At 56.8% G+C, this 19,574-nt stretch carries 17 protein-coding genes and 1 tRNA gene; all 18 read left to right on the top strand.

The features are described from left to right. Positions 1 to 34: 34 nt before the first annotated feature. Positions 35 to 1,246, top strand: a complete 1,212-nt coding sequence (gene proV / locus G491_RS0117675; protein ID WP_012610850.1) for a glycine betaine/L-proline ABC transporter ATP-binding protein ProV — start codon at positions 35 to 37, stop codon at positions 1,244 to 1,246. Positions 1,247 to 1,294: 48 nt separating this feature from the next. Further along, positions 1,295 to 2,128 (top strand): ABC transporter permease, encoded by an 834-nt coding sequence (locus tag G491_RS0117670; RefSeq protein ID WP_028315536.1) that lies wholly within the window; start codon positions 1,295 to 1,297, stop codon positions 2,126 to 2,128. Between the two features lie 41 nt (positions 2,129 to 2,169). After that, positions 2,170 to 3,210, top strand: coding sequence for a glycine betaine/L-proline ABC transporter substrate-binding protein ProX (gene proX, locus G491_RS0117665; RefSeq protein WP_035219291.1), 1,041 nt, complete (start codon positions 2,170 to 2,172; stop codon positions 3,208 to 3,210). Positions 3,211 to 3,394: 184 nt separating this feature from the next. Further along, positions 3,395 to 3,919, top strand: a complete 525-nt coding sequence (locus G491_RS0117660) for a MarR family winged helix-turn-helix transcriptional regulator (RefSeq protein WP_012610853.1) — start codon at positions 3,395 to 3,397, stop codon at positions 3,917 to 3,919. 832 nt (positions 3,920 to 4,751) lie between these two features. After that, positions 4,752 to 4,843: transfer RNA gene (locus G491_RS0117655), tRNA-Ser, on the top strand. Positions 4,844 to 5,185: 342 nt separating this feature from the next. Continuing rightward, positions 5,186 to 7,045 carry a sigma-54-dependent Fis family transcriptional regulator gene (locus tag G491_RS34150; RefSeq protein ID WP_051327350.1) on the top strand — a complete coding sequence of 620 codons (1,860 nt, stop codon included), beginning with the start codon at positions 5,186 to 5,188 and terminating at the stop codon, positions 7,043 to 7,045. Positions 7,046 to 7,322: 277 nt separating this feature from the next. Beyond that, positions 7,323 to 7,721 (top strand): cobalamin B12-binding domain-containing protein, encoded by a 399-nt coding sequence (locus G491_RS0117645; RefSeq protein WP_012610855.1) that lies wholly within the window; start codon positions 7,323 to 7,325, stop codon positions 7,719 to 7,721. Positions 7,722 to 7,809: 88 nt separating this feature from the next. Continuing rightward, positions 7,810 to 9,585, top strand: a complete 1,776-nt coding sequence (locus tag G491_RS0117640; RefSeq protein WP_028315534.1) for a methylmalonyl-CoA mutase family protein — start codon at positions 7,810 to 7,812, stop codon at positions 9,583 to 9,585. Between the two features lie 57 nt (positions 9,586 to 9,642). Beyond that, entirely contained in the window at positions 9,643 to 10,611 is a 969-nt protein-coding gene (meaB, locus tag G491_RS0117635) for a methylmalonyl Co-A mutase-associated GTPase MeaB (protein WP_211239159.1), read from the top strand. Beyond that, positions 10,608 to 11,942: an MmgE/PrpD family protein gene (locus G491_RS31330; protein WP_051327349.1), complete on the top strand. Its 1,335-nt coding sequence runs from the start codon at positions 10,608 to 10,610 to the stop codon at positions 11,940 to 11,942. Before meaB ends, G491_RS31330 begins: the two co-directional genes overlap by 4 nt. A 50-nt stretch (positions 11,943 to 11,992) precedes the next feature. Continuing rightward, positions 11,993 to 12,955, top strand: coding sequence for a glycyl-radical enzyme activating protein (locus tag G491_RS0117625; RefSeq protein WP_028315532.1), 963 nt, complete (start codon positions 11,993 to 11,995; stop codon positions 12,953 to 12,955). Between the two features lie 64 nt (positions 12,956 to 13,019). Beyond that, positions 13,020 to 13,388, top strand: a complete 369-nt coding sequence (locus G491_RS0117620) for a hypothetical protein (protein WP_012610860.1) — start codon at positions 13,020 to 13,022, stop codon at positions 13,386 to 13,388. Between the two features lie 60 nt (positions 13,389 to 13,448). Beyond that, positions 13,449 to 13,613: a benzylsuccinate synthase gamma subunit family protein gene (locus G491_RS34980; RefSeq protein WP_012610861.1), complete on the top strand. Its 165-nt coding sequence runs from the start codon at positions 13,449 to 13,451 to the stop codon at positions 13,611 to 13,613. 114 nt (positions 13,614 to 13,727) lie between these two features. Further along, entirely contained in the window at positions 13,728 to 16,226 is a 2,499-nt protein-coding gene (locus G491_RS0117610; RefSeq protein WP_084511574.1) for a pyruvate formate lyase family protein, read from the top strand. Positions 16,227 to 16,302: 76 nt separating this feature from the next. Next, entirely contained in the window at positions 16,303 to 16,524 is a 222-nt protein-coding gene (locus G491_RS0117605; RefSeq protein WP_012610863.1) for a hypothetical protein, read from the top strand. Positions 16,525 to 16,644: 120 nt separating this feature from the next. Then, on the top strand, positions 16,645 to 16,983 hold the full coding sequence (locus tag G491_RS0117600) for a hypothetical protein (RefSeq protein WP_012610864.1): 339 nt from the start codon (positions 16,645 to 16,647) through the stop codon (positions 16,981 to 16,983). Between the two features lie 15 nt (positions 16,984 to 16,998). Next, positions 16,999 to 17,847, top strand: a complete 849-nt coding sequence (locus G491_RS0117595) for an AAA family ATPase (RefSeq protein WP_012610865.1) — start codon at positions 16,999 to 17,001, stop codon at positions 17,845 to 17,847. Beyond that, positions 17,822 to 19,549 (top strand): vWA domain-containing protein, encoded by a 1,728-nt coding sequence (locus G491_RS0117590; protein ID WP_248635434.1) that lies wholly within the window; start codon positions 17,822 to 17,824, stop codon positions 19,547 to 19,549. Before G491_RS0117595 ends, G491_RS0117590 begins: the two co-directional genes overlap by 26 nt. Positions 19,550 to 19,574: the final 25 nt, after the last annotated feature.

The raw sequence follows: 19,574 nt of genomic DNA, 5'->3' as shown, positions 1-19,574 counted from the left end.
GAATCTAAAAGCAACACAGGCAAAAGGAACCGGCATGGAAAAAATCGTCATTGAAAATCTGTACAAAGTATTTGGCAGTCCGGCGCAAAAAGCCATGACCCTGCTGGAGCAGGGGATGGAAAAAGACGCCATCTTCGAGAAAACCGGACTGACCGTCGGCGTCAACAACGCCTCGTTCTCCGTGAACGCGGGGGAGATATTTGTGGTCATGGGGCTTTCCGGGTCCGGCAAATCAACCCTGGTTCGCATGCTGAATCGTTTGATTGAGCCTACTGCAGGGAACGTTTTGGTGGACGGCGAAAACGTAAGCAAAATGAGCCAGGACGAATTGGTGAATTTCCGGCTTCACAACATGAGCATGGTTTTCCAGTCTTTCGCCCTAATGCCTCATCTTACCGTGCTGCAAAATGCGGCCTTTGGCCTGCAGTTGGCCAAGGTGGAGAAAAAGAAACGGGAGGAGCGGGCCGCCGAGGCTTTGGCGCAGGTTGGCCTGGCCGGATGGGAGGATTCCTATCCCAAGCAGCTTTCCGGCGGCATGCAGCAGCGCGTTGGGCTGGCCCGCGGCCTGGCCGTGGATCCCGACATTCTGCTCATGGACGAGGCCTTTTCCGCTCTGGATCCCCTGATCCGTACGGAAATGCAGGACGAGCTGCTTAAACTGCAGGAAGACGACCAGCGCACCATCGTGTTCATCTCCCATGACCTGGACGAGGCCCTGCGCATTGGGGACCGCATCGCCATCATGGAAGGCGGCCGGGTGGTCCAGGTGGGCTCGCCCGAGGAGATCCTCCAAAATCCGGCGGACGATTACGTCCGGGCCTTCTTCCGCGGCGTGGACCCCACAAACGTCATCAGCGCGGGCGACATTGTCCGCGACACCCAGCCCACGGTCATCAAAATGAAAGCCGGCAGCCTGCGGGCGGCTCACGAATTGTTGAGCGGCAGCGAACGGGACTATCTGTACGTCCTGGGGCCGAAAAAACAATTTTTGGGGCTGGTTTCCACGGATTCCCTCAAGGAAGCCATGGACAAGAAAACCGGGGACTCTCCCATTGATCAAGCCTTTATCCAGGACGCCGAACCGGTAAAAATGGACGACTCCATGCAGGACATCCTGCCTTTGGTGGCCAGCCACACCTGGCCCGTGCCTGTGGTGGACGAAAACAACAAGTACAAAGGCGTGGTTTCCAAAAACCGGTTCCTGGGCGCCCTGCACAGGGCCGAGAACGCTATCGAGGCGGAATAAACCATCCGGGGCGTGCTGCGCCCCTGATAGAGGTATTGGAGAGAAGCAATGTTTGAAGACAAAATAATACCCCTGGATTCCTGGGTTTCCCAAGCAGTGGAGTGGCTGGTGGATAATTACCGGCCCTTTTTCCAGGCCATCAAATGGCCCGTGGAGACCACTCTGTCGGGATTTGACAATGGTCTGAACGCAATCCATCCGATCATCATCATCATCGCCATTGGATTGGCGGCCTGGAAATTTTCCGGGATCAAGCTGTCCATATTCTCGGTGGTCACCATGGTTTTCATTGGCATGCTGGGTCTTTGGGCCGACGCCATGACCACCCTGGCCATGGTGCTTTCGGCCGTCATATTCTGCACGCTTGTGGGGGCGCCTTTGGGCATCCTTGCGGGACGATCGGATAAATTCGAATCCTGGCTTAGGCCCTTTTTGGACGCCATGCAGACCACTCCGGCCTTTGTGTACCTCGTACCCATTGTCATGCTGTTTTCCGTGGGCAACGTGGCGGGCGTTCTGTCCACCATCGTGTTCGCCATGCCCCCCATCATCCGGCTGACCAGCCTGGGCATTAGGGGAGTGCATCCCGAACTGGTGGAAGCGGCCCAGGCCTTTGGCGCCACCAACTGGCAGGTGCTTATACGCGTGCAGATTCCCCTTGCCATGCCCACCATCCTGGCAGGACTCAACCAAACCATCATGATGGCTCTTTCCATGGTCGTCATTGCAGCGCTCATCGGCGCGGGCGGCCTGGGCTCCCCCGTCATCCTGGGCCTGAACACTCTGGATATCGGGCAGGCTGTGATCGGCGGCCTGGGCATTGTTCTTATGGCTATTATTCTGGATCGCATCACCCAATCCATGGCTCAAAGGAAAGACTGATAAACAGGCAAACCAACAACTATTTTTGCAGAGGAGGAATTATGAATTTTCGTTTAGTTAAAGCATTGGTCATCGCCGCTGTAGCGGCCTGCCTCATCGCTCCGGCGCCGGGCATGGCCTATCAGGAAAAGCCCGGCAAGGGCGTCACCGTCAAACCCGCCCGCGCCACCTGGAACACGGGCTTTTTCCAGGAAGTCCTGGTCCGCAAGGGCCTGGAAGAGCTTGGCTACAAAGCCGAAAAGCCCAAAGACCTGGCCAACCCCATTTTCTATAAATCCGTGACCCTGGGCGATCTGGACTACTGGTGCAACGGCTGGTTCCCCATGCACAACAGCCAGGTTCCCAAGGACTTTGACGAAAAAGCCCAGACCATCGGCTACGTGGCCAAGGCCGGCGGACTCCAGGGATACCTGGTTTCCAAAAGGGACGTGGAAAAATTCAACATCAAAAGCCTGGACGATTTCAAACGCCCGGAAGTAAAAAAGGCTTTTGACACCAACAACGACGGCAAAGCCGACCTCACCGCCTGCCCTCCCGGATGGGGATGTGAAAAAGCCATCGCCCATCACATGGACGTGTATGACCTGAAAGACCACATCAACCCGGTCAAGGCCTCCTATGAAGCCGGCATCGCTTCCGCCCTGGCGGCCTACAAATCCGGCAAGCCCGTTTTCTTTTACACCTGGGCCCCCAACTGGACCATCTTCAAGATGAAACCCGGCAAGGACGTCATGTGGATCAACGTGCCTGAAATCATCCCCATGGATGCCCAAAAACCCGCCGTGGAACGCATGACCGTATCTGGTGTAGAAGGCGCTGTGACCGATCCCGTAAAACTGGGCTTTGTGGTTTGCGACATTCAGATTGTGGCCAACAAAAAATTTCTGGCGGAAAACCCGGCGGCCAAACGTTTTTTTGAGCTTTTCACCCTGCCTTTGATTGACATCAACGAGCAGAACACCAGGATGAACGAAGGCGAAAAGTCGGCTAAGGATATCGAAAAACATGCCAACGAATGGATCGCCAAGAACCAGGACACCTGGAACGGCTGGATTGAAGAAGCACGGAAAGCCGTGAAATAGCAGTTTTTTTCCAACGTGATCATTCCCGGCCCCGCCGCCGCCAATAACTGCTGCGGCGGGGCCTTTCAGCCCCTTGGATCAGGCGGCCCGCTATTTTTCCAGCCGTGCTTATTTCAGTTGCCTTTCTTGACGCCTGGTGATAATTTCCGTGCCTGTGGTAGAATAATTGAAGGCGGTTATTATTATGAATCGACCGTTAAACGAACCGGTTGTTTTTGATAACAAAATAAAAGAAATTGTTTGGCTCATCCGCCGCCTCATCCAGGCGGAGGAAATGTACACCAAGGAGCTCAGCCGCACCTATTTGGTCAGCGGCCCTCAGTTGGCATGCCTCATGGCCTTGTACGAAAAGGGCTCCCTGTCCCTGTCCCGGCTCGCCGCGGAAATCATGGTCAAGTCCAGCACGGTCACCGGCATTATCGACCGCCTGGAAAACAAAGGCCTGGTGATCCGCTCCCGGACCAACAAGGATCGCAGGGTGATCACCGTGGAACTCACGGATAAAGGCAGGGACATGGCCTCTGACGCCCCTCCCCCGCTCCAAAAGCAAATCATCGAAGGACTGGAAAATCTGCCCCCGCAGGAAGTGGCGGAGATTGTCTCCAGCTTGTCCAAGCTCATCCATTTTATCGACGAACCTCCCATGTCCGAAAACGGCTTGGCCGTGTCCGACGAGCTTATGGACGCCCGGCCTCCTGAAGAACGGTAAAAACAAAAAACGATAATAAAAAAAGCCTTCGGCGAGTCGCTTTCTTGAAAGAAAGCTCCGCAAAGAACCTTTCCATGACGCTCTGCGCAAAAAGCGGGGAAGTTTTCCCGGCATGAAGATGGGTGGATTGTTGCGTTCTGACAAACAGTTGTATTCCAAGGTAAGGTTAAAATGGCGATGGATACTGCAATCTCCGTAGGATACGCATATCAGGGTATAATTTAGCGTTACATGAATCTTGCAACTAACTTGATTTCAATAACTTACAGTATGCATTCCCACGCTGGAGCATGGGAACGAGTTAAACAATTCCCATAAGGCCGTCTGCTTCTTCCCGGTTATGGCCCAAGGCGGCAAGGCCCAAACGGGTGCAAAGACCTACGCGCCCCGTCATCCCCGGGCAGCCATGGAGGCGGGATGATTGCGGGCAGTTGTGCAATCATCATGCTGTAACGGCGGAAACGGGGATCCAGCGTCGTTGTTTTTCGGCTATTTCCCCAGGCTTTGATCCAACAGATCCAGGATGTCGTCCTCCGAGGCGTTGGAAAGATCCAGGGGCTTGCCCTTCCGCCATCAAAAAAGCTGAAAAGTTATCTCGCTTAACGGCGTCGCAGAGCCCTTGCATAAAGCGCATGCCCGGGCGGATTTCAATGGTTTCAAGAAAATCAGAGCAGTTACTTATAGAAAAACCTAACAGAAAAAAAACCTCTTGCCAAAACGATTAAAATGCGCCATAAGACACCCACCCTTTGGGGCGCATGTGAAGGTTCGCCTTAGGCCCATAAGGGAAAGCCCATGCAGGCAAGACATAGAAGTACGCCGCATAAAATGCGGAGAGGTGACCGAGCTGGCCGAAGGTGCACGACTGGAAATCGTGTGTACGGCACAACCGTACCGTGGGTTCGAATCCCACCCTCTCCGCCATTTTTTTGCCCAAAAATCCTAATTGCCGCACAATCCCCTATTTTCACCGTCTGGTTTTCTGAAGTTTCGCAAGCCCGATTCAAGCTGCAATTCCTGTGTCCGGATTTAAAAACCTGTTCATGTGTAATAGGCGAAAAACGCTTCCTGCCGCAAACAAATCAGAGAGCGGATTTCCGCCGGTTTCCCAAACTCCGCATTTGGCAATGTCAAAAAAGTCTTTACAATGGAGTAAAATAGAATGTAATAAGAATACATTGTCTACTGACGCACCATGCCATCAATAACCGGAGCCCCAGCGTCTGCCCATGCCGGGATCCGTCCCCCCAACAGGATTTAAATCCCATGCCTAATACTCAAAAAGCGTCCTCGAAGACCCCAAAAGACAGCCTCCAGGCTGCAAAAGAAAAGGCTTCGCCCGAAAGCTCCCGGGGGGAGCAGCTTCAGGAACTGGAAGCGGCCTTAAAGGCCCTGGCCAACGAAAACCAGTTTTTCGAAACCCTCATCCGGGGCCTGCCGGGCATATTCTATTGCTTTAATGACAAGCTCCAGGTGCTTCGCTGGAACCGGAACGTGGAAACCGTCACCGGATACACCGAGGAGGAAGTGGGTTCCATCAGCCTGCTCACCTTGTTCAAAGGCGGGGACAAGAGCCTGATCCGCAAGAGCATCAAGGACGTATTCGTAAACGGAGAGGGGTTGGCTGAATCCACCATTGTCACCAAGGATGGCAAAAAGATTCCCTATATGTTCACGGGGGTCAGCACCCGAATCAATGGAGCGCCCTATCTCATGGGCATGGGCCTGGACATCTCGGCCAGGAAAGCCGCGGAACGGAGCCTCAGGGAATCGGAAGCGCTCTATCGCCTGCTGGGAGAGCGCATTACCGAAGGGGTCGTGCTGGCCCACCGGAACAGATTTCTGTTCGCCAACGAAGCCGCGGCTTCCATGTTTGGCTACACCAGGGAGGAGTTCCTCGCCAAAACCCCGGAATCTATGGCGGCTGAGCCGTTTCGCCCCTATTTTCTGGAATTGTACGAGGCCCTGGAGTCCGGCGCTGCGGAGGAACGCACATTCCAGGCCCGTTGCCTGCACAAGATGGGCAATGAACTCTGGGTGGAGGGCAAGGCCAATTTTATCACCTGGAAAGGAAGGCCCAGCCTGCTGCTCACCGCCCGCGACATCACGGAAACAAAACTCAGGGAGCTCTCCATGCAGGAGGAAGCGGAAAACCTGCGCCGGGAAAACGTCAACCTTCGCTCCTCCATGCGGGACCGCTACCGGTTTGGCAATATCATCGGCAAAAGCACAGCCATGCAGGAAGTGTACGAGCTCATCCTCAACGCGGCTGCGGGCGAAGCCAATGTCATTATTTACGGCGAATCCGGAACCGGCAAGGAACTGGCGGCCAGAGCCATCCACAAAATGAGTAAAAGGGCCGACCAGCCTTTTGTTCCCGTAAACTGCGCGGCCATCCCGGCCAATCTTCTGGAAAGCGAGTTTTTCGGAAGCCGCAAAGGCGCCTTCACCGGCGCCCATTCCAACAAGGAAGGCTTCCTGGACCTGGCCAACGGCGGAACCCTGTTTTTGGACGAAGTGGGTGAACTGGACATCATGCTGCAAGTCAAACTCCTCCGGGCCATTGAAGGAGGAGGCTACACCCCCGTGGGCGGCAATGCCGTCAAATTTTCCGACTTCCGCATTATCGCCGCCACCAACCGCAACCTCCTGGAACAAGCCCGGGCCGGCAAGATGCGCGAGGATTTTTTCTTCAGAATTCACATCATCCCCATCAACCTGCCGCCCCTGCGCCAGCGCCGGGACGACATTCCCCTGCTGGCGGAGCACTTCCTGAAAGTCTATTCCGGAGGCCAGGGCCAGGCTGTCCTGCCCGGCAAGGTCCTGGACGCACTGGTCGCCTACGACTGGCCGGGCAATGTGCGGGAGCTCCAAAACGTGATCCAGCGCTACCTCACGGTAAATCGCCTGGACTTCATCTCTCCCGAACCGGTGCAGGCCAAGGCGCCCCTATCCGAAGCCATGGAAAACGGGGCTGATCTCAGAGGCGCTACTGAAAACGTGGAAAAGGCCCTGATCAAAAAAGCCCTGGACCAGCATCGGGGGCACAAGTCCCGAACCGCCGAGTCTTTAGGCATCTCCCGCAAGACCCTTTTTCGTAAGATGAAGCGCCTGGGTCTGTCGTGACCCAACTTGGCCATTTGTGACCCAACGCACAAACTCCAAATCAATTCCTGCATTATTTCAGACTATTATGCCTAATCCACTGCTCCAAAGGCCGTACGGCCGCCCTTGATTTTGGGCGGCTTTGTCCCACTGGGCGCGCCTGGGGCGCCTCCCCCGAGAACCGCTGCTGATAAAATACAACATTATTTCAAGCATTTAAACAAAAACTCCGCGTTCTGGCGCCCTTCTTGCCATTATACTGCACACCAGCCTGCCACTATCTACTCGGAGGGAATTCATGAACAACAAAAAAATTCGTGTACTCATAGCCAAACCAGGTTTGGACGGCCACGAGCGAGGGGCGAGAATTATCGCCTACGGCCTGCGGGACGCAGGCTTTGAGGTCATTTATACGGGTTTGCGCCAGAGCCCGGAGCAAATCGTGAGCGCAGCCCTGCAGGAGGATGTGGACGTGATCGGCCTGTCCATTTTATCCGGCGCCCACCTGAGCCTGACCCAAAAGGTGGTGGATCAGCTCAAAAGCAAAAACGCCGAGGACATCCTGCTGATTGTGGGCGGCGTGATTCCCGAACAGGACGTGGCCTCGCTCAAAGAAATGGGCGTGGCGGGCGTGTTCACCGCCGGCTCCGCCGTCTCTCAGGTGGCCGGATTCATATCGGAATCGGTCGCCTGCTGATTTTTGACTGTTTCACCCGTCCCAGCCGGATTCACGGCATCAAACATGGCCGAAGCATGTTCGGCCGTACGCTGCAAAGAGGGGGTTCATGAAGGACAATCAAACCAAATGCGACTGCCGGGAAAAGAGGGAGCAGATAGCCAGGGAGGAAAAATCCTGGCGGGAAAATTTACTGGACAAACGCGTCAGCCAGTATAATCTGGAAAAGTCTCCCACCAGCTTTTACACGCCCAATGCCATACGGGATTTTGATTTTCTCGAGAAGGTCGGTTTTCCCGGCCAATATCCCTTTACCGCGGGAAACGCTCCTTTTGATTTCGCCAAAGCCAATGAAAAACTGGCGGCCCAGGCCAATTACAGGCCGGACTGGGGCGGCGCCAGGGGCGTGGGCAAGTACGGCGGGTTCGGCGCCGCCGCCGATTATCGCGATTATCTGAAACGCATGCATTCCATGGGGCGTTTCGGCGGCCCCAACATGGCCTTTGATTTGGTGACCCAGTGCGGTTACGACTCCGACTCTCCCATGGCGGAAGGCGAAGTGGGCCGGGTAGGGGTGGCCATCGACAGCTTTCGGGATTTTTGCGTCATCTACGAGCCCTACACCGGAGACCTTGAAATCGACAAGGTTCCCTCCAACTTCACCATAAACGCTCCCTGCGCAATCATCATCGCCATGTACGCAGAGCTTGCACGGTCCAGGGGCATCGACCCCGCCGCACTCCGGGGAACTCCCCAGAACGACATTTTAAAGGAGTTCATCGCCCGGGGAACGTATATTTATCCGGCCGGACCTTCCCTGCGCCTTTTCAGGGACGCCCTTCAGTTCATGCGCAAGCATATGCCCTTGCTGAACGTCAACAGCATCGGCGGCTACCACATCCGGGAGGCCGGGGCCACCCGCACCCAGGACCTGGCCTTTTCCCTGGCCAACGCAGCCGCCTACATCCAGGAAGGAATCAACGCGGGCCTGGACCCCAACGACTTTCTGACCAAATTCACGTTCAACGCCTTTGGCGGGTCCATGGAAATCTACAAGGAGATCGCCTTTCACAGGGCTTCCCGCCGGATGTACGCCCGCATGCTGAAAGAAGAATTCGGGGTGACCAACCCCAAGGCCATGACCATTCGCCAGCCCATCACCGCCCACATCGGGTGTTCGTCCACCACGCTGCAAAGAACCCTAAATAACTGGCCCAGGGCCGTGGTGGGAGGCGTGGCGGCGGGCATGACCGGCAGCCTGCCCGGGGTTTTCCCCCCGTGGGACGAGCCTTTAGGGCTGGGCCACAGCCAGGAGGCGGTGCAGATGCAGTTGGACGCCACGCGGATTCTCATGCATGAAACCGGCCTGACCGACGTGTGCGATCCCTGGGCGGGATCCTATTTCATGGAGTCCCTCACCGACGAACTGGAAGCCGAAGCCCTGGCTGAAATGGATAAGATCAAGGGCATGGGCGGCGCGGTGGCGGCCATTGAAAGCGGATACATGCCCAAGGCCGTGGCTAAAAGCGCCTACGAAAAGCAAAAACGCATTGAAAGCCAGGAGGATCTGGTGGTGGGCGTCAATTGCTACACCAGCGACCTGGAACTCGAAGTCACCATCAACCGGGAGGTGGAAGCCACCTACGATCCCGCCCTCATGGCCACCTGTGAAGAGCGGCAAAAGGCCTCTCTCCGGGAATTGAAAAGAACGCGCGACGGCAGGACGGCCGCAAGCCTTTTGTCCTCGCTCAGGACCCATGCCAAGGACGAAAACCGGAATTTGATGCCCGATATCTGCGACTGCGTGAAAAACGACTGCACGCTTCAGGAAATCTGCGACGCCCTGCGCGAGGTTTTTGGAGAGGCCCAGCCTGTCAAATTGTAATAATCCCGCGCCTCTTTTTTCGTTTCGGCGCACAAGACCATAAGGATGAAATCTCTGGTGCAAGCATCTTGGGAAACATTGTTGGATGGGGTGAAAAAGGGAAACGAACGCTCCCTGGCCCGCATCATCACCCTGGTGGAAAACCGGGAAAACGGCTGGAAGGACGCCATGAAACGTCTTTACCCCCTGGGGGGAAAGGCGAAAATCATTGGCGTCACCGGCAGCCCGGGCGCGGGCAAGAGCACCCTGACCAACTCCATAGCCAGGGAACTGGTTTCCCGGGGCCGAACCGTAGGGATTATCGCAGTGGACCCCTCCTCCCCCTTTTCCGGAGGCGCCCTCCTGGGGGACAGGCTGCGCATGCGCGATGCCGTCAATCTGCCGGAAATATTCATCCGCTCCATGGCCACCAGAGGCGCTTTGGGCGGCCTGTGCCAGGGCGCCCGCGACGTCAGCAGGATTCTGGACGCTTTCGGCAAGGACGTGATTCTCATTGAAACCGTGGGAGTCGGCCAGGACGAGGTGGAAGTCGTCAAGACCGCCGACATCGTCATGGTGGTTTGCGTTCCGGGCCAGGGAGACGGCATTCAGGCCCTGAAAGCCGGAATCATGGAAATCGCCGACCTGTACGTGGTGAACAAGGCCGACAAGGAAGGCGCGGACGAAGTGGCGGCGGATATCGGGGGCATGCTGGACATTGCTTCCGAAGGCCGCGAGCCCAGGCCGCCGATCCTGAAAACCTCCGCCATCCATAATCTTGGCGTAACGGAGTTGGTGGACGCCCTGGTCCATGGCTTGGATGCGGGAAAAAATCGGGCGGCCTGGCAAGCCCAGCGGATCAAGGAGGAAATCCTCTCCCTCCTGGAAAGCGAAATCCTGAATTGTCTGCAAGACAAATGGGATCGCACCGGAGACCTGGACAAGGCAATCCATCGAATTTTGAAACAGCAAACCGATCCGTATTCCGCGGCCGACTCCCTGCTGCCCCTGATGCGGGAGGCTTTTGGAATCAAGGAGACCACATGACCGGCGAAACAATAGGAATGACCAAAAAACTGGCAGGGTTCTGCTCCACCACCCCCGCCTCCTCCATTCCGGAGGAAATGCACGATCACGCCAAGACCGCCTTTATGGACTGGCTGGCCGTAACCTACGGCGGCAAGGACGATCCCCTGGTGGAGAAGCTCATGCACTGGGCCGGCCAGGAAGGCGGCAGCCCCCAGGCGACCATCATCGGGTTTGGAGAAAAAAAATCCCTGGGCCAGGCCGCCCTCATCAATGGCGCGGCGTCCCATGCATTGGACTATGACGATACTCTGGTCTCCTTTCTCGGGCACCCCTCCGTCACCCTTTTTCCCGCCCTGTTGGCTCTGGCGGAAAAGGAAAACAAAAACGGCAGGGAGTTGCTGGACGCCTATATCATGGGAATCCAGGTGGGAGGAACCATCGGCGCCTGCGCCGGCCTGGATCATTACCTGGCGGGCTGGCACGGCACATCCACCCTGGGCCACATGGCCTCGGCCGCGGGTTGCGCCCGGCTGTTGGGCCTGGATCCGCAGCAGACCGCCTGGGCTTTGGGCATCGGCGCCACCCAGGCTTCGGGGCTCAAACGCAATTTCGGCACAATGTGCAAGCCCTTTCATGCGGGCCGGGCGAGCCAGTCCGGGCTGATGGCGGCCATGCTGGCAAGAGATGGCTTCACCGGCGCCGATGACGTGCTGGAGGGGCCCCAGGGCTTTTTCGAGGCGCTTCGCGGCAAGGTGAACGACGAAATCCTGTCCATGCTGGGCCTGGGGTGGGACGTGGTCAACCTGAGCCAGAAATATCACGCCTCATGCCACGCCACCCACTCGCCTTTGGAGGCCGCCAGGCAGGTGGTGCAGGAAAACAGCCTGAGCCTGGACCATATTGAAAGCATCCGGGTTTACTCCTCCGAGGTCACCATGCAGGCAGCGGCCAACGCCAATCCCAAAACCGGAACCGAAGCCAAGTTCTCCGTAGCCTATTGCGTGGCCAACGCCCTCACCCGCGAAGTCACGGGCATGGCCGCCTTTACCGACGATTTGGTGAACGATCCCCAGGTAAGAAGCCTGATGCAAAAAATTGAATTGATTAAGGATGAATCCATGACCGCCCTGGAATCCCGGGTTGTAATCAGGGCCAAGGGCCGGGACTACGAAGGCTTTTCCGACATCCTCCAGCAAATTCCTTCCCTGGACGCCAAGCAAGAGCGCGTCAGAGCCAAGTTCCTGGACCTGGCGGGCGCTGTTATCGGCCGCAAAAAGGCGGAAGATCTTGCCGGAAGGATCGATCACTTGGAATCGGCGGACATGGCGGACTTTGCGGCGACTCTGTAAATTTTGGCGGAGGATTTCCGCCTCACAAGGAAACGGAGCGGGAGGGAAAAATGGCCAATGCCTGCTTGATTACGGAAATTCAGCGTTTTGCCATAAACGACGGTCCGGGATTCCGCACCAACGTCTTTTTAAAGGGCTGCCCCCTCAAGTGCGTCTGGTGCCACAACCCCGAAACCATTGACGCAAAAGCTCAGGTTTTCTGGAAAAAAAGGCTCTGCGCACAATGCGGCGCATGCATGGAAGCCTGTCCCACGGAGGCGATCCAGCCTCCCATCGACCCGGTTCTGGCCCAGTCGGAAGGCGTGGATTATTACAAAATCGACCTTGCCCGCTGCAATCATTCCATGCAATGCGCGGCGGTTTGCCCTTACGGCGCCCTGGAAATAACGGGCAAGCTCCTAACCGTGAAGGAAATCCTGGACGAAGTGGAGTCGGACCTGCCCTTTTACAAAAACTCCGGAGGCGGCATGACTCTTTCCGGCGGAGAACCCACGGCGCATCCGGACTTCGCTGAAAAGCTCCTGGCGGGCGCCAAGGCTCGGGGGCTTCACACCTGCCTGGACACCAACGGGTACTGTTCCTGGGACATTCTGCAGAGGCTCCTGAAATACATCGACATAGTCCTTTTCGACCTCAAGCACACGGACCCGGAAAAACACAAGCAATGGACCGGCGTGGATAACGCCTTGATTATGAAAAACCTCGCCCGCCTGACTCAAACCGGGGTGGAAACCTGGGTGCGAATCCCGGTGATCCCCGGCTTCAATGATTCCATCGAGGATCACCAGGCGGCCGTGGAGTTCCTGAACGGCCTTCCCGGAAAAATCCATCGGGTGGATTTGCTGCCGTACCACAACTGGTGCCAGGACAAATACGGGTGGCTGGGGCTGGATTGGCCCTTGGGGCGGGTGGAGGCCATGGAGCCCTCCCTGCTGGAAATTCCCAAGGAGTATTACGAAATGAGCGGCCTGAAAACCACCATCGGCGGCTCCGGCTTTGAAGACGCAAAGTAACCATCGGCGGTTGATCCGCCTGGTATAACCTGAAAACCCTCATCGTCATGACAAGGAGGCATCAATGTCCCGGAGGAGTCAGTGGAAACAAGTGGCTAATGGAATGCTGGGAGACGTGAGCAAGGCCCGTTCCGTCGAGGAAAGGGAAAACGTCCCCGAGAAGGCATGCGGGTTTTGCAAAAACTTTTCCGAAAACGCCTACGCTTCGGACGGCCGCGGCTATTGCAAAAAGCTCAAGGTGGGGTCCGACATCAAGGTGAATCCGCCTGTCTATGTCATGGAAGGCCAGGCCAGCCTGACGGTTCTGTTCAACAGCGACGGCGCCGGGTGCGAGTATTTCAACCGCCAGGATTTAATTGATACCGACGGCAACGAAGTCAATGATCCTTCATACAGGAGAGTGCAGCGTCAGATGGAAAAAGCCATTAAATAAACGCTGCGCTGCGAATCGAATTCTCAGGTCAAATCGAATTGAAAGGAGGTGATGGTTCTTATGTCGACATGCGCCGAATGCAGAAGTTTTTTCCTCAGGGAAGATGAACCCGGCCAGGGGGACTGCGTCCGCAGGGTGGTGGATCCCAGGCAGGCTTTCTACCAAAGCAAGCCGGTCCGGGAGGACAACGACGCTTCCGGATGTGAATCCTTTCAAAAGAAGTAGAACCAAAAAAAAAGTAGAGTCATAAAAACCGTATTAGTTGGGTTTTTACCATACCCATAATTCAAAACGGGACAGGTCCGGGGGGAGATTGTCCCACAATGTGGAGGAATGGAAATGGTAGCAGAACCAGCACAGGACCAGTCTGTCCAAGAACTGGAAGACAAACAGGAATGGTGGTGGGTCGCTGAAAAAAAGCGTTCCAAGCGTCTGGATTACTTAAGAAAATCTATCTGGAAAAAAGGCGCTTTGGGGGGCAATTACGCCCCGGGAATTAAGCTGGATTTGGAATGCGCGACCCTTTTTACGGACATGTGGAAATTCTGGAAATACGACCCAATCATGATGCGCAGAGCCAAGGCCATCGCCCATGTCCTGGACAAAAAAACGATCTTCATCACCGACCACGCCCAATTGGTGGGCTACTTCGGCAGCCTGCCCAACACCATCATGTGGCGTGTGGACGGCGCGTCCATGGTCAACGAGGAAGCCTACAACGAACCGGGCATCATGCCCGAGCCCGAAAATGAATCCCTGCAAAAAGTGGCGGAGCTCAATGACTATTGGGCGGGCCAGACAGCCGTGGACAAGGTGGCCCGCATCCTGGACCCCGAAGACGCGGTGAAATTCCTATCCGGCGCCATTGGCTGGGGAGCGCCTTCCTCCGCCTACGGATACTCCGGCAAGGATTATGAGTACCTGTTTGCGGGAAGGCGGGGATTTGAAGACATTATCGAGGAAATCAACGCAGCCATTGAAAAGGCCGAGGATAAAACCGTGGGCGTTCCCGGCCCTGAAATCCTGGATATCTACGACAGACTCCAGAACTGGGACGCCATGATCCTGGTCCTGGAGGCGGGCATCCGTCACGCCAAGCGGTATGCAAGGCTGGCGAGAACCATGGCCGAAAACATGGAGACGGATGAAAAACGGCGGGAAGAACTGCTTAAAATCGCCGAAACCTGCGAAAGAGTGCCTGCCAGGGCGCCCAGGAATCTCCAGGAATCCCTGCAGTACGACCACTTCATCCAGATATTCGCCAGAACGGAAGCCCACGAAGGGGCCTGGCCGGCAAGGCCCGACTATTATCACGGGCCCTATTACGACAAGGACGTGAACGTCGACAAAACCCTCACCAAGGAAGACGCATTGGATCTGGTGGGCGAGTTCATGATTCGGGCTTACGAGGTGGGCGGCTTCGCCCCCCGGTGGGCGCGGGAAGGCCTTCAGGGCATTACCGGCACCTGGGTCTGGACCCTGGGAGGCGTGAACAAGGACGGCTCGGACGCGTGCAACGATCTGACCGTCGCCTTTCTCCAGGCGGCCCGCCTGGTCAGGGTGTCCAATCCCACCTTTGGGTTCCGATGGCATCCCAAAGTCAAGGACGAAGTCCTGCGCGAATGCTTTGAGTGCATCCGCCACGGCCTGGGGTATCCGTCCATCCGCAACGACCCCTTGCTTATCCAGAACGCCATGCACTGGCACGGCCATCCTCTGGAAGAGGCGCGCACCTGGGTGCATCAGGCCTGCATGAGCCCCTGCCCCACCACCAAGCACGGGGTGCAGCCCATGCGCATGGCTTCGGCCACCGCCAACTGCGCCAAGATGGTGGAATACGCCCTGCACAACGGCTATGACCACGTGGTGGGCATGCAAATGGGGCCTGAAACCGGGGACGCCGCCAAGTTCCATGATTTTGAGGACCTTTTCCAGGCCTGGGTCAAACAGATGGAATGGCTCACCAGCCTACTGGTCCGCACCGTCAACCTGGGCAGATACAAGGACCCCGAGTTTTTCGGCAGGCCTTTTCTCTCCGGCATGAGCGAACGCAGTGTGGAATCCGGTCTGGACGTGGTCAGCCCGGTGGGGGATCGCGGCAACTGCTGGGTCACGGCATTCACCTGGGTGGAGAACATCGACTCCCTGGCCGCGGTCAAAAAGCTGGTTTTTGACGATAAAAAATACACCATGGAGCAGTTGCTCACCGCCCTCAAGGCCAATTGGGACGGCTACGAGGAAATGCGCCTGGACTTCGTCAACAACGCTCCCAAATGGGGCAATGACGACGATTACGTGGACGACATCATGCTTCGCTGCCTCCGGGAGACCGCCAGGCACAGCCGCGTCATGAAATGCCCCTCGGGCAACAGTTGGCCCATCCTGCCCGAAAACGTCTCCGGCAATATTCATTACGCCTCCATCGTGGGCGCACTGCCCAACGGGCGCCGGTGCGGGGACGCCCTGTACGACGGCGGCATTTCCCCCGGCCCTGGCCTGGACAAAAAAGGCCCCTCGGCCGTTTTGAAATCCTGCGGCAAAATCGACCACGTTTCCGACGGCCGGGCGTTCCTGCTGAACCAGCGTCTTTCCCCCACCCAATTGGCCGGGGAAAAAGGCTATCAGCTTTGGAAAGCCTATATCCGCACCTGGGCCGACCTGGGGCTGGACCACGTCCAGTTCAATATGGTTTCGGACGAAACCCTGCGGGCCGCTCAAAAGGACCCGGAGAAATACTCCGAGGTCATCGTCCGGGTGGCCGGATACAGCGCCCACTTTGTGGATATTTCCCGCAAAACCCAGGACAACATCATCCAAAGAACCGTCCAGGGCATCTAACCGGAGGAAATGCATCATTCCGCAAGAAAGAAAAAATCCGGGGGGCTGGGCCCCTCGGATTTCAGGAGGAAAAAACATGAAATGCACGGAATGCAGTCACGAAGCCGGAGTTTCCTCTTTCCGGTATCTCTACAACGCACGCATTGACGCTCCCATAACCCTGCGTCAGTGCCCCCAATGCCAGGCATGGCTCGCCGTGGACGAAATGGCCGGGGAAGCCCGCCAAAGGGTGGACGCAGGCGAGGCCCCCTGGGGCAAATCCGCGGGCATTGAAGGCCTGGCGGAAGACGCCAGGTAATTGTTTCGCCGCCGGGCCGGGATTTCTTTCGGCATAAGATGGTCCCGGCCCGGTTTTCATGCTTACGCCAGAGTTTTACCAACCCTGACGTCCGAGTAAGACAGACCCAAGGAGGTAAGCGTGGAGCTTGCTTGTCATGAATGCGGTTTTAAGGGCGAAGTCCAGGATTTTGCCTTTCTGTGCAAAAACGGCTGCCCCGCCTGCGGGGAGTCCGACATGCGCCAATGCCCCCGGTGCGGAGCTCATGTCATGTTCTCCCGGGCCGCGGCCCTGGAAAAGGAAGAAATGCAAATGCGTGATCTGTGCCGGGAACTGGCCGGGATAGAGCGCTCTGACAAGCCGGAGGTGCAAAAAAGGGCCATGGAATTGATAGGCGGGTTGCGGCGCATGAACGAACGCTGGAACATTCCCCAGTTGGGGGATTTTATCAAACAGCGGTCCCGGGAGTTGTTTTTTTAAAGGAAGGGAAAAACAATGGCGGAAACGGAACACGGATTGGAAATCCCCCAGCGGGAGGAGCATTTTTTCCTGCCCCAAGACATCATTGACAACCTGGGAAGGATCGAAGCCTTGTCGCAACGCCACCCCGTCAATGTACTGGCGGCAGGCAGGCAGGGGTGCGGAAAATCCACCATGGTGCGTCAGTTCGCCGCCAGGAACAATCGCCCCCTGGCTGCTTTTCAAATCGGCATTTTATCCGAACCCGGACAGCTTTTTGGAGAGCACAGGCTCAAGGACGGCGAGACCTATTATCAGCAATTCCTTTTTCCCCAGGCCATCCAAACTCCCGGATGCGTGATTCACCTGGAGGAAATCAACAGGCCCGAACATCCCAAGGCTTTGAACATGCTGTTTTCGGTTCTCTCCCAGGACCGGCAGGTCTGGACCGATGAACTGGGGCTTATCAAGGTGGCGCCGGGGGTGGTTTTTTTCGCAACCCTTAATGAGGGCGAGGAGTTTGTGGGAACCGAAATGCTGGACGCCGCCTTGAGGGATCGGTTTTACGTGACCCTCATGGACTATTTGACGCCCCAAGTGGAAACCAATGTTTTGCACCTGAAAACCGGAATCAGCCCGGCGGACGCCCAAACCATCGTGAATGTGGCGGGCCAGCTTAGAAAAAACGCCCAGGAGCCTGTTACCGTATCCACCCGGCACACCCTCATGATCGCCGAAATGGTCGCCGTGGGAGCTACGGTGAAAGAGGCTTTCGCCGAAAGCCTTCAGGTGAGCCGCGACATTCTGGAATCGGTGCTGCTCTCCCTGCACCTGCAGACCGGAGCAACGGAAAAGTCCAATGGAAGCAGATACAATGCATACTAATCCGCGAGCCGATCACCATGGGAACGCGTCGCCTCCGTCCCTGTCAGGCTTCTGGCGGAAAAACACCTCCTGCTTGGAAGCCGAAGAGCTTGCCAACCTGCTTCGGGCGCTCCGCAAGGCGGCAGGCCACATCGGGCCTAATGTGGGCGTCATCGAATATTCGGGCATGTCCCACGGCGAGGCGGCTTCCATTGTCATTGATCCGGCCCTGGTTATGGGCGAATACCCCGTGCCTCCCAAGACCGTGGATGCGGCCGTGGGGCTGACGGTCCATGAGGCCTTCCATAAAACAGAGTGGTCGGAAAAGGTGTGGAAACTGCTTTCCCCGGATTTTGCCGCATTGCCCGGATTGTCCAGGGTCGCCTTTCAAAGAATTGTCCACACCGGCGAGGATATATACGTGGACCTTTTGGCGGACCGGTCGGTCCTGGGCCGCTACACGTCCGGCGTACGAAACAGGGTTTTAGAGGACGCCGAATCCCGTTTGAACCGGGAAAAGCCCAGCCTGGAGGCTCTCATTCATCTTTGGTGGGCGTCCGTATGGACTGTACAGGATGAGGGCGCCGTGAACCCGGCCTACGAAAAAGGCCTGGAAATCCTTCAAAATCTGACCGGAAATCTGAAGAATCTTCCGGATCGGCGCGCAGGCGTACTCCAGCGCTGCCAGGAGCGGGCGGCCCTCTACAAAAACGCCTGGGCTGCGCTCGAAGGGGCGGTAAAGGGCCTGCAAATTTTGGATAAGCGCCTTTTGTGGGCGCCGGCTTCGGCAGTCTCCAGCGTCAATGCGCAGGACGCCGCCCTCCCCGCCAAAACGAAAAAAAATGGCCTGGACGCCGAGCTAAGACGGGATGTCGAAATCAGCCTGGCGCAGGGCTCTGCGGATATTACGCCCATTATCCGGTCCATAGTCGGACCGGACAACCCGGACGTGGCGCCCATATCCAGATGGGATTTCAACATCGCCGCCCACCCGGTCATCGACCGGAAAACCGTGGGCCGGCTGAGGGCTATATTCGCCAATTACGCAGAGCGGCAAAAAATAGTCAGCCGGGGGCTTGCCTGCGGACGCATAGACCGGCGCAGGCTTTACCGGGCGCCCATCAACGGCCGCTGCTTTCGTCAGGTGGATTCCATGCCTTCCGAGGACTGGAACGTCACCCTGCTTTTGGACGCCACGGGCAGCATGCGGGGCGGTAAATGGCGCATGGTGGAAAACACCGTGGGCAATATGCATAAGGCCCTTTCCGGCTCGCAAAACCGCCTGGGCGCCTGGGCCTATTTTGAAATGGACGGCATTTGCATGATGTCCCGGCTGATTTCCGGCCGAAACCTTTTATCCGTGCCGCCCAGCGGCCAGACCGCCTCGGGGCAGGCCATCATCGCAGCGGCGTATTTTATGCCCAAAGACAAACGGCGCAAGCTGCTCATCCACGTTACGGACGGGGAGTCCAATTTCGGGGTGGATGCGTCGTGCGGGATAGATTACTGCCGTCAGCAAAACATCAATCTGGTCACCATTGGATGCGGCGTAAAGGACCGGAGCCGAATGAAGGAGCAGTATGGGAGGACCATTCAGTTCGTAAGCCGCTTCGGACAGCTTCCGTCGGCCATGGAAAAACTTTTGAAATGGTCATTTCTTTATGGAGACGCAAAGAACCTGGCTGCGGAAAACAGGCTGAACAGGATCTTTTCCACTGATTGAAGCTCAAGACGCAAAGGAGAAACGT

It is taken from the genome of Desulfatibacillum aliphaticivorans DSM 15576, assembly GCF_000429905.1.
In the GTDB taxonomy this organism is placed as follows: domain Bacteria; phylum Desulfobacterota; class Desulfobacteria; order Desulfobacterales; family Desulfatibacillaceae; genus Desulfatibacillum; species Desulfatibacillum aliphaticivorans.
This window is presented reverse-complemented; position numbering and strand designations above follow the sequence as displayed.

Bases quoted from the DNA above. Each gene is read 5' to 3' on its own strand.
- proV (WP_012610850.1), top strand. From the start codon at position 35: ATGGAAAAAATCGTCATTGAAAATCTGTACAAAGTATTTGGCAGTCCG.
- G491_RS0117670 (WP_028315536.1), top strand. From the start codon at position 1,295: ATGTTTGAAGACAAAATAATACCCCTGGATTCCTGGGTTTCCCAAGCA.
- proX (WP_035219291.1), top strand. From the start codon at position 2,170: ATGAATTTTCGTTTAGTTAAAGCATTGGTCATCGCCGCTGTAGCGGCC.
- G491_RS0117660 (WP_012610853.1), top strand. From the start codon at position 3,395: ATGAATCGACCGTTAAACGAACCGGTTGTTTTTGATAACAAAATAAAA.
- G491_RS34150 (WP_051327350.1), top strand. From the start codon at position 5,186: ATGCCTAATACTCAAAAAGCGTCCTCGAAGACCCCAAAAGACAGCCTC.
- G491_RS0117645 (WP_012610855.1), top strand. From the start codon at position 7,323: ATGAACAACAAAAAAATTCGTGTACTCATAGCCAAACCAGGTTTGGAC.
- G491_RS0117640 (WP_028315534.1), top strand. From the start codon at position 7,810: ATGAAGGACAATCAAACCAAATGCGACTGCCGGGAAAAGAGGGAGCAG.
- G491_RS31330 (WP_051327349.1), top strand. From the start codon at position 10,608: ATGACCGGCGAAACAATAGGAATGACCAAAAAACTGGCAGGGTTCTGC.
- G491_RS0117625 (WP_028315532.1), top strand. From the start codon at position 11,993: ATGGCCAATGCCTGCTTGATTACGGAAATTCAGCGTTTTGCCATAAAC.
- G491_RS0117620 (WP_012610860.1), top strand. From the start codon at position 13,020: ATGTCCCGGAGGAGTCAGTGGAAACAAGTGGCTAATGGAATGCTGGGA.
- G491_RS34980 (WP_012610861.1), top strand. From the start codon at position 13,449: ATGTCGACATGCGCCGAATGCAGAAGTTTTTTCCTCAGGGAAGATGAA.
- G491_RS0117610 (WP_084511574.1), top strand. From the start codon at position 13,728: ATGGTAGCAGAACCAGCACAGGACCAGTCTGTCCAAGAACTGGAAGAC.
- G491_RS0117605 (WP_012610863.1), top strand. From the start codon at position 16,303: ATGAAATGCACGGAATGCAGTCACGAAGCCGGAGTTTCCTCTTTCCGG.
- G491_RS0117595 (WP_012610865.1), top strand. From the start codon at position 16,999: ATGGCGGAAACGGAACACGGATTGGAAATCCCCCAGCGGGAGGAGCAT.
- G491_RS0117590 (WP_248635434.1), top strand. From the start codon at position 17,822: ATGGAAGCAGATACAATGCATACTAATCCGCGAGCCGATCACCATGGG.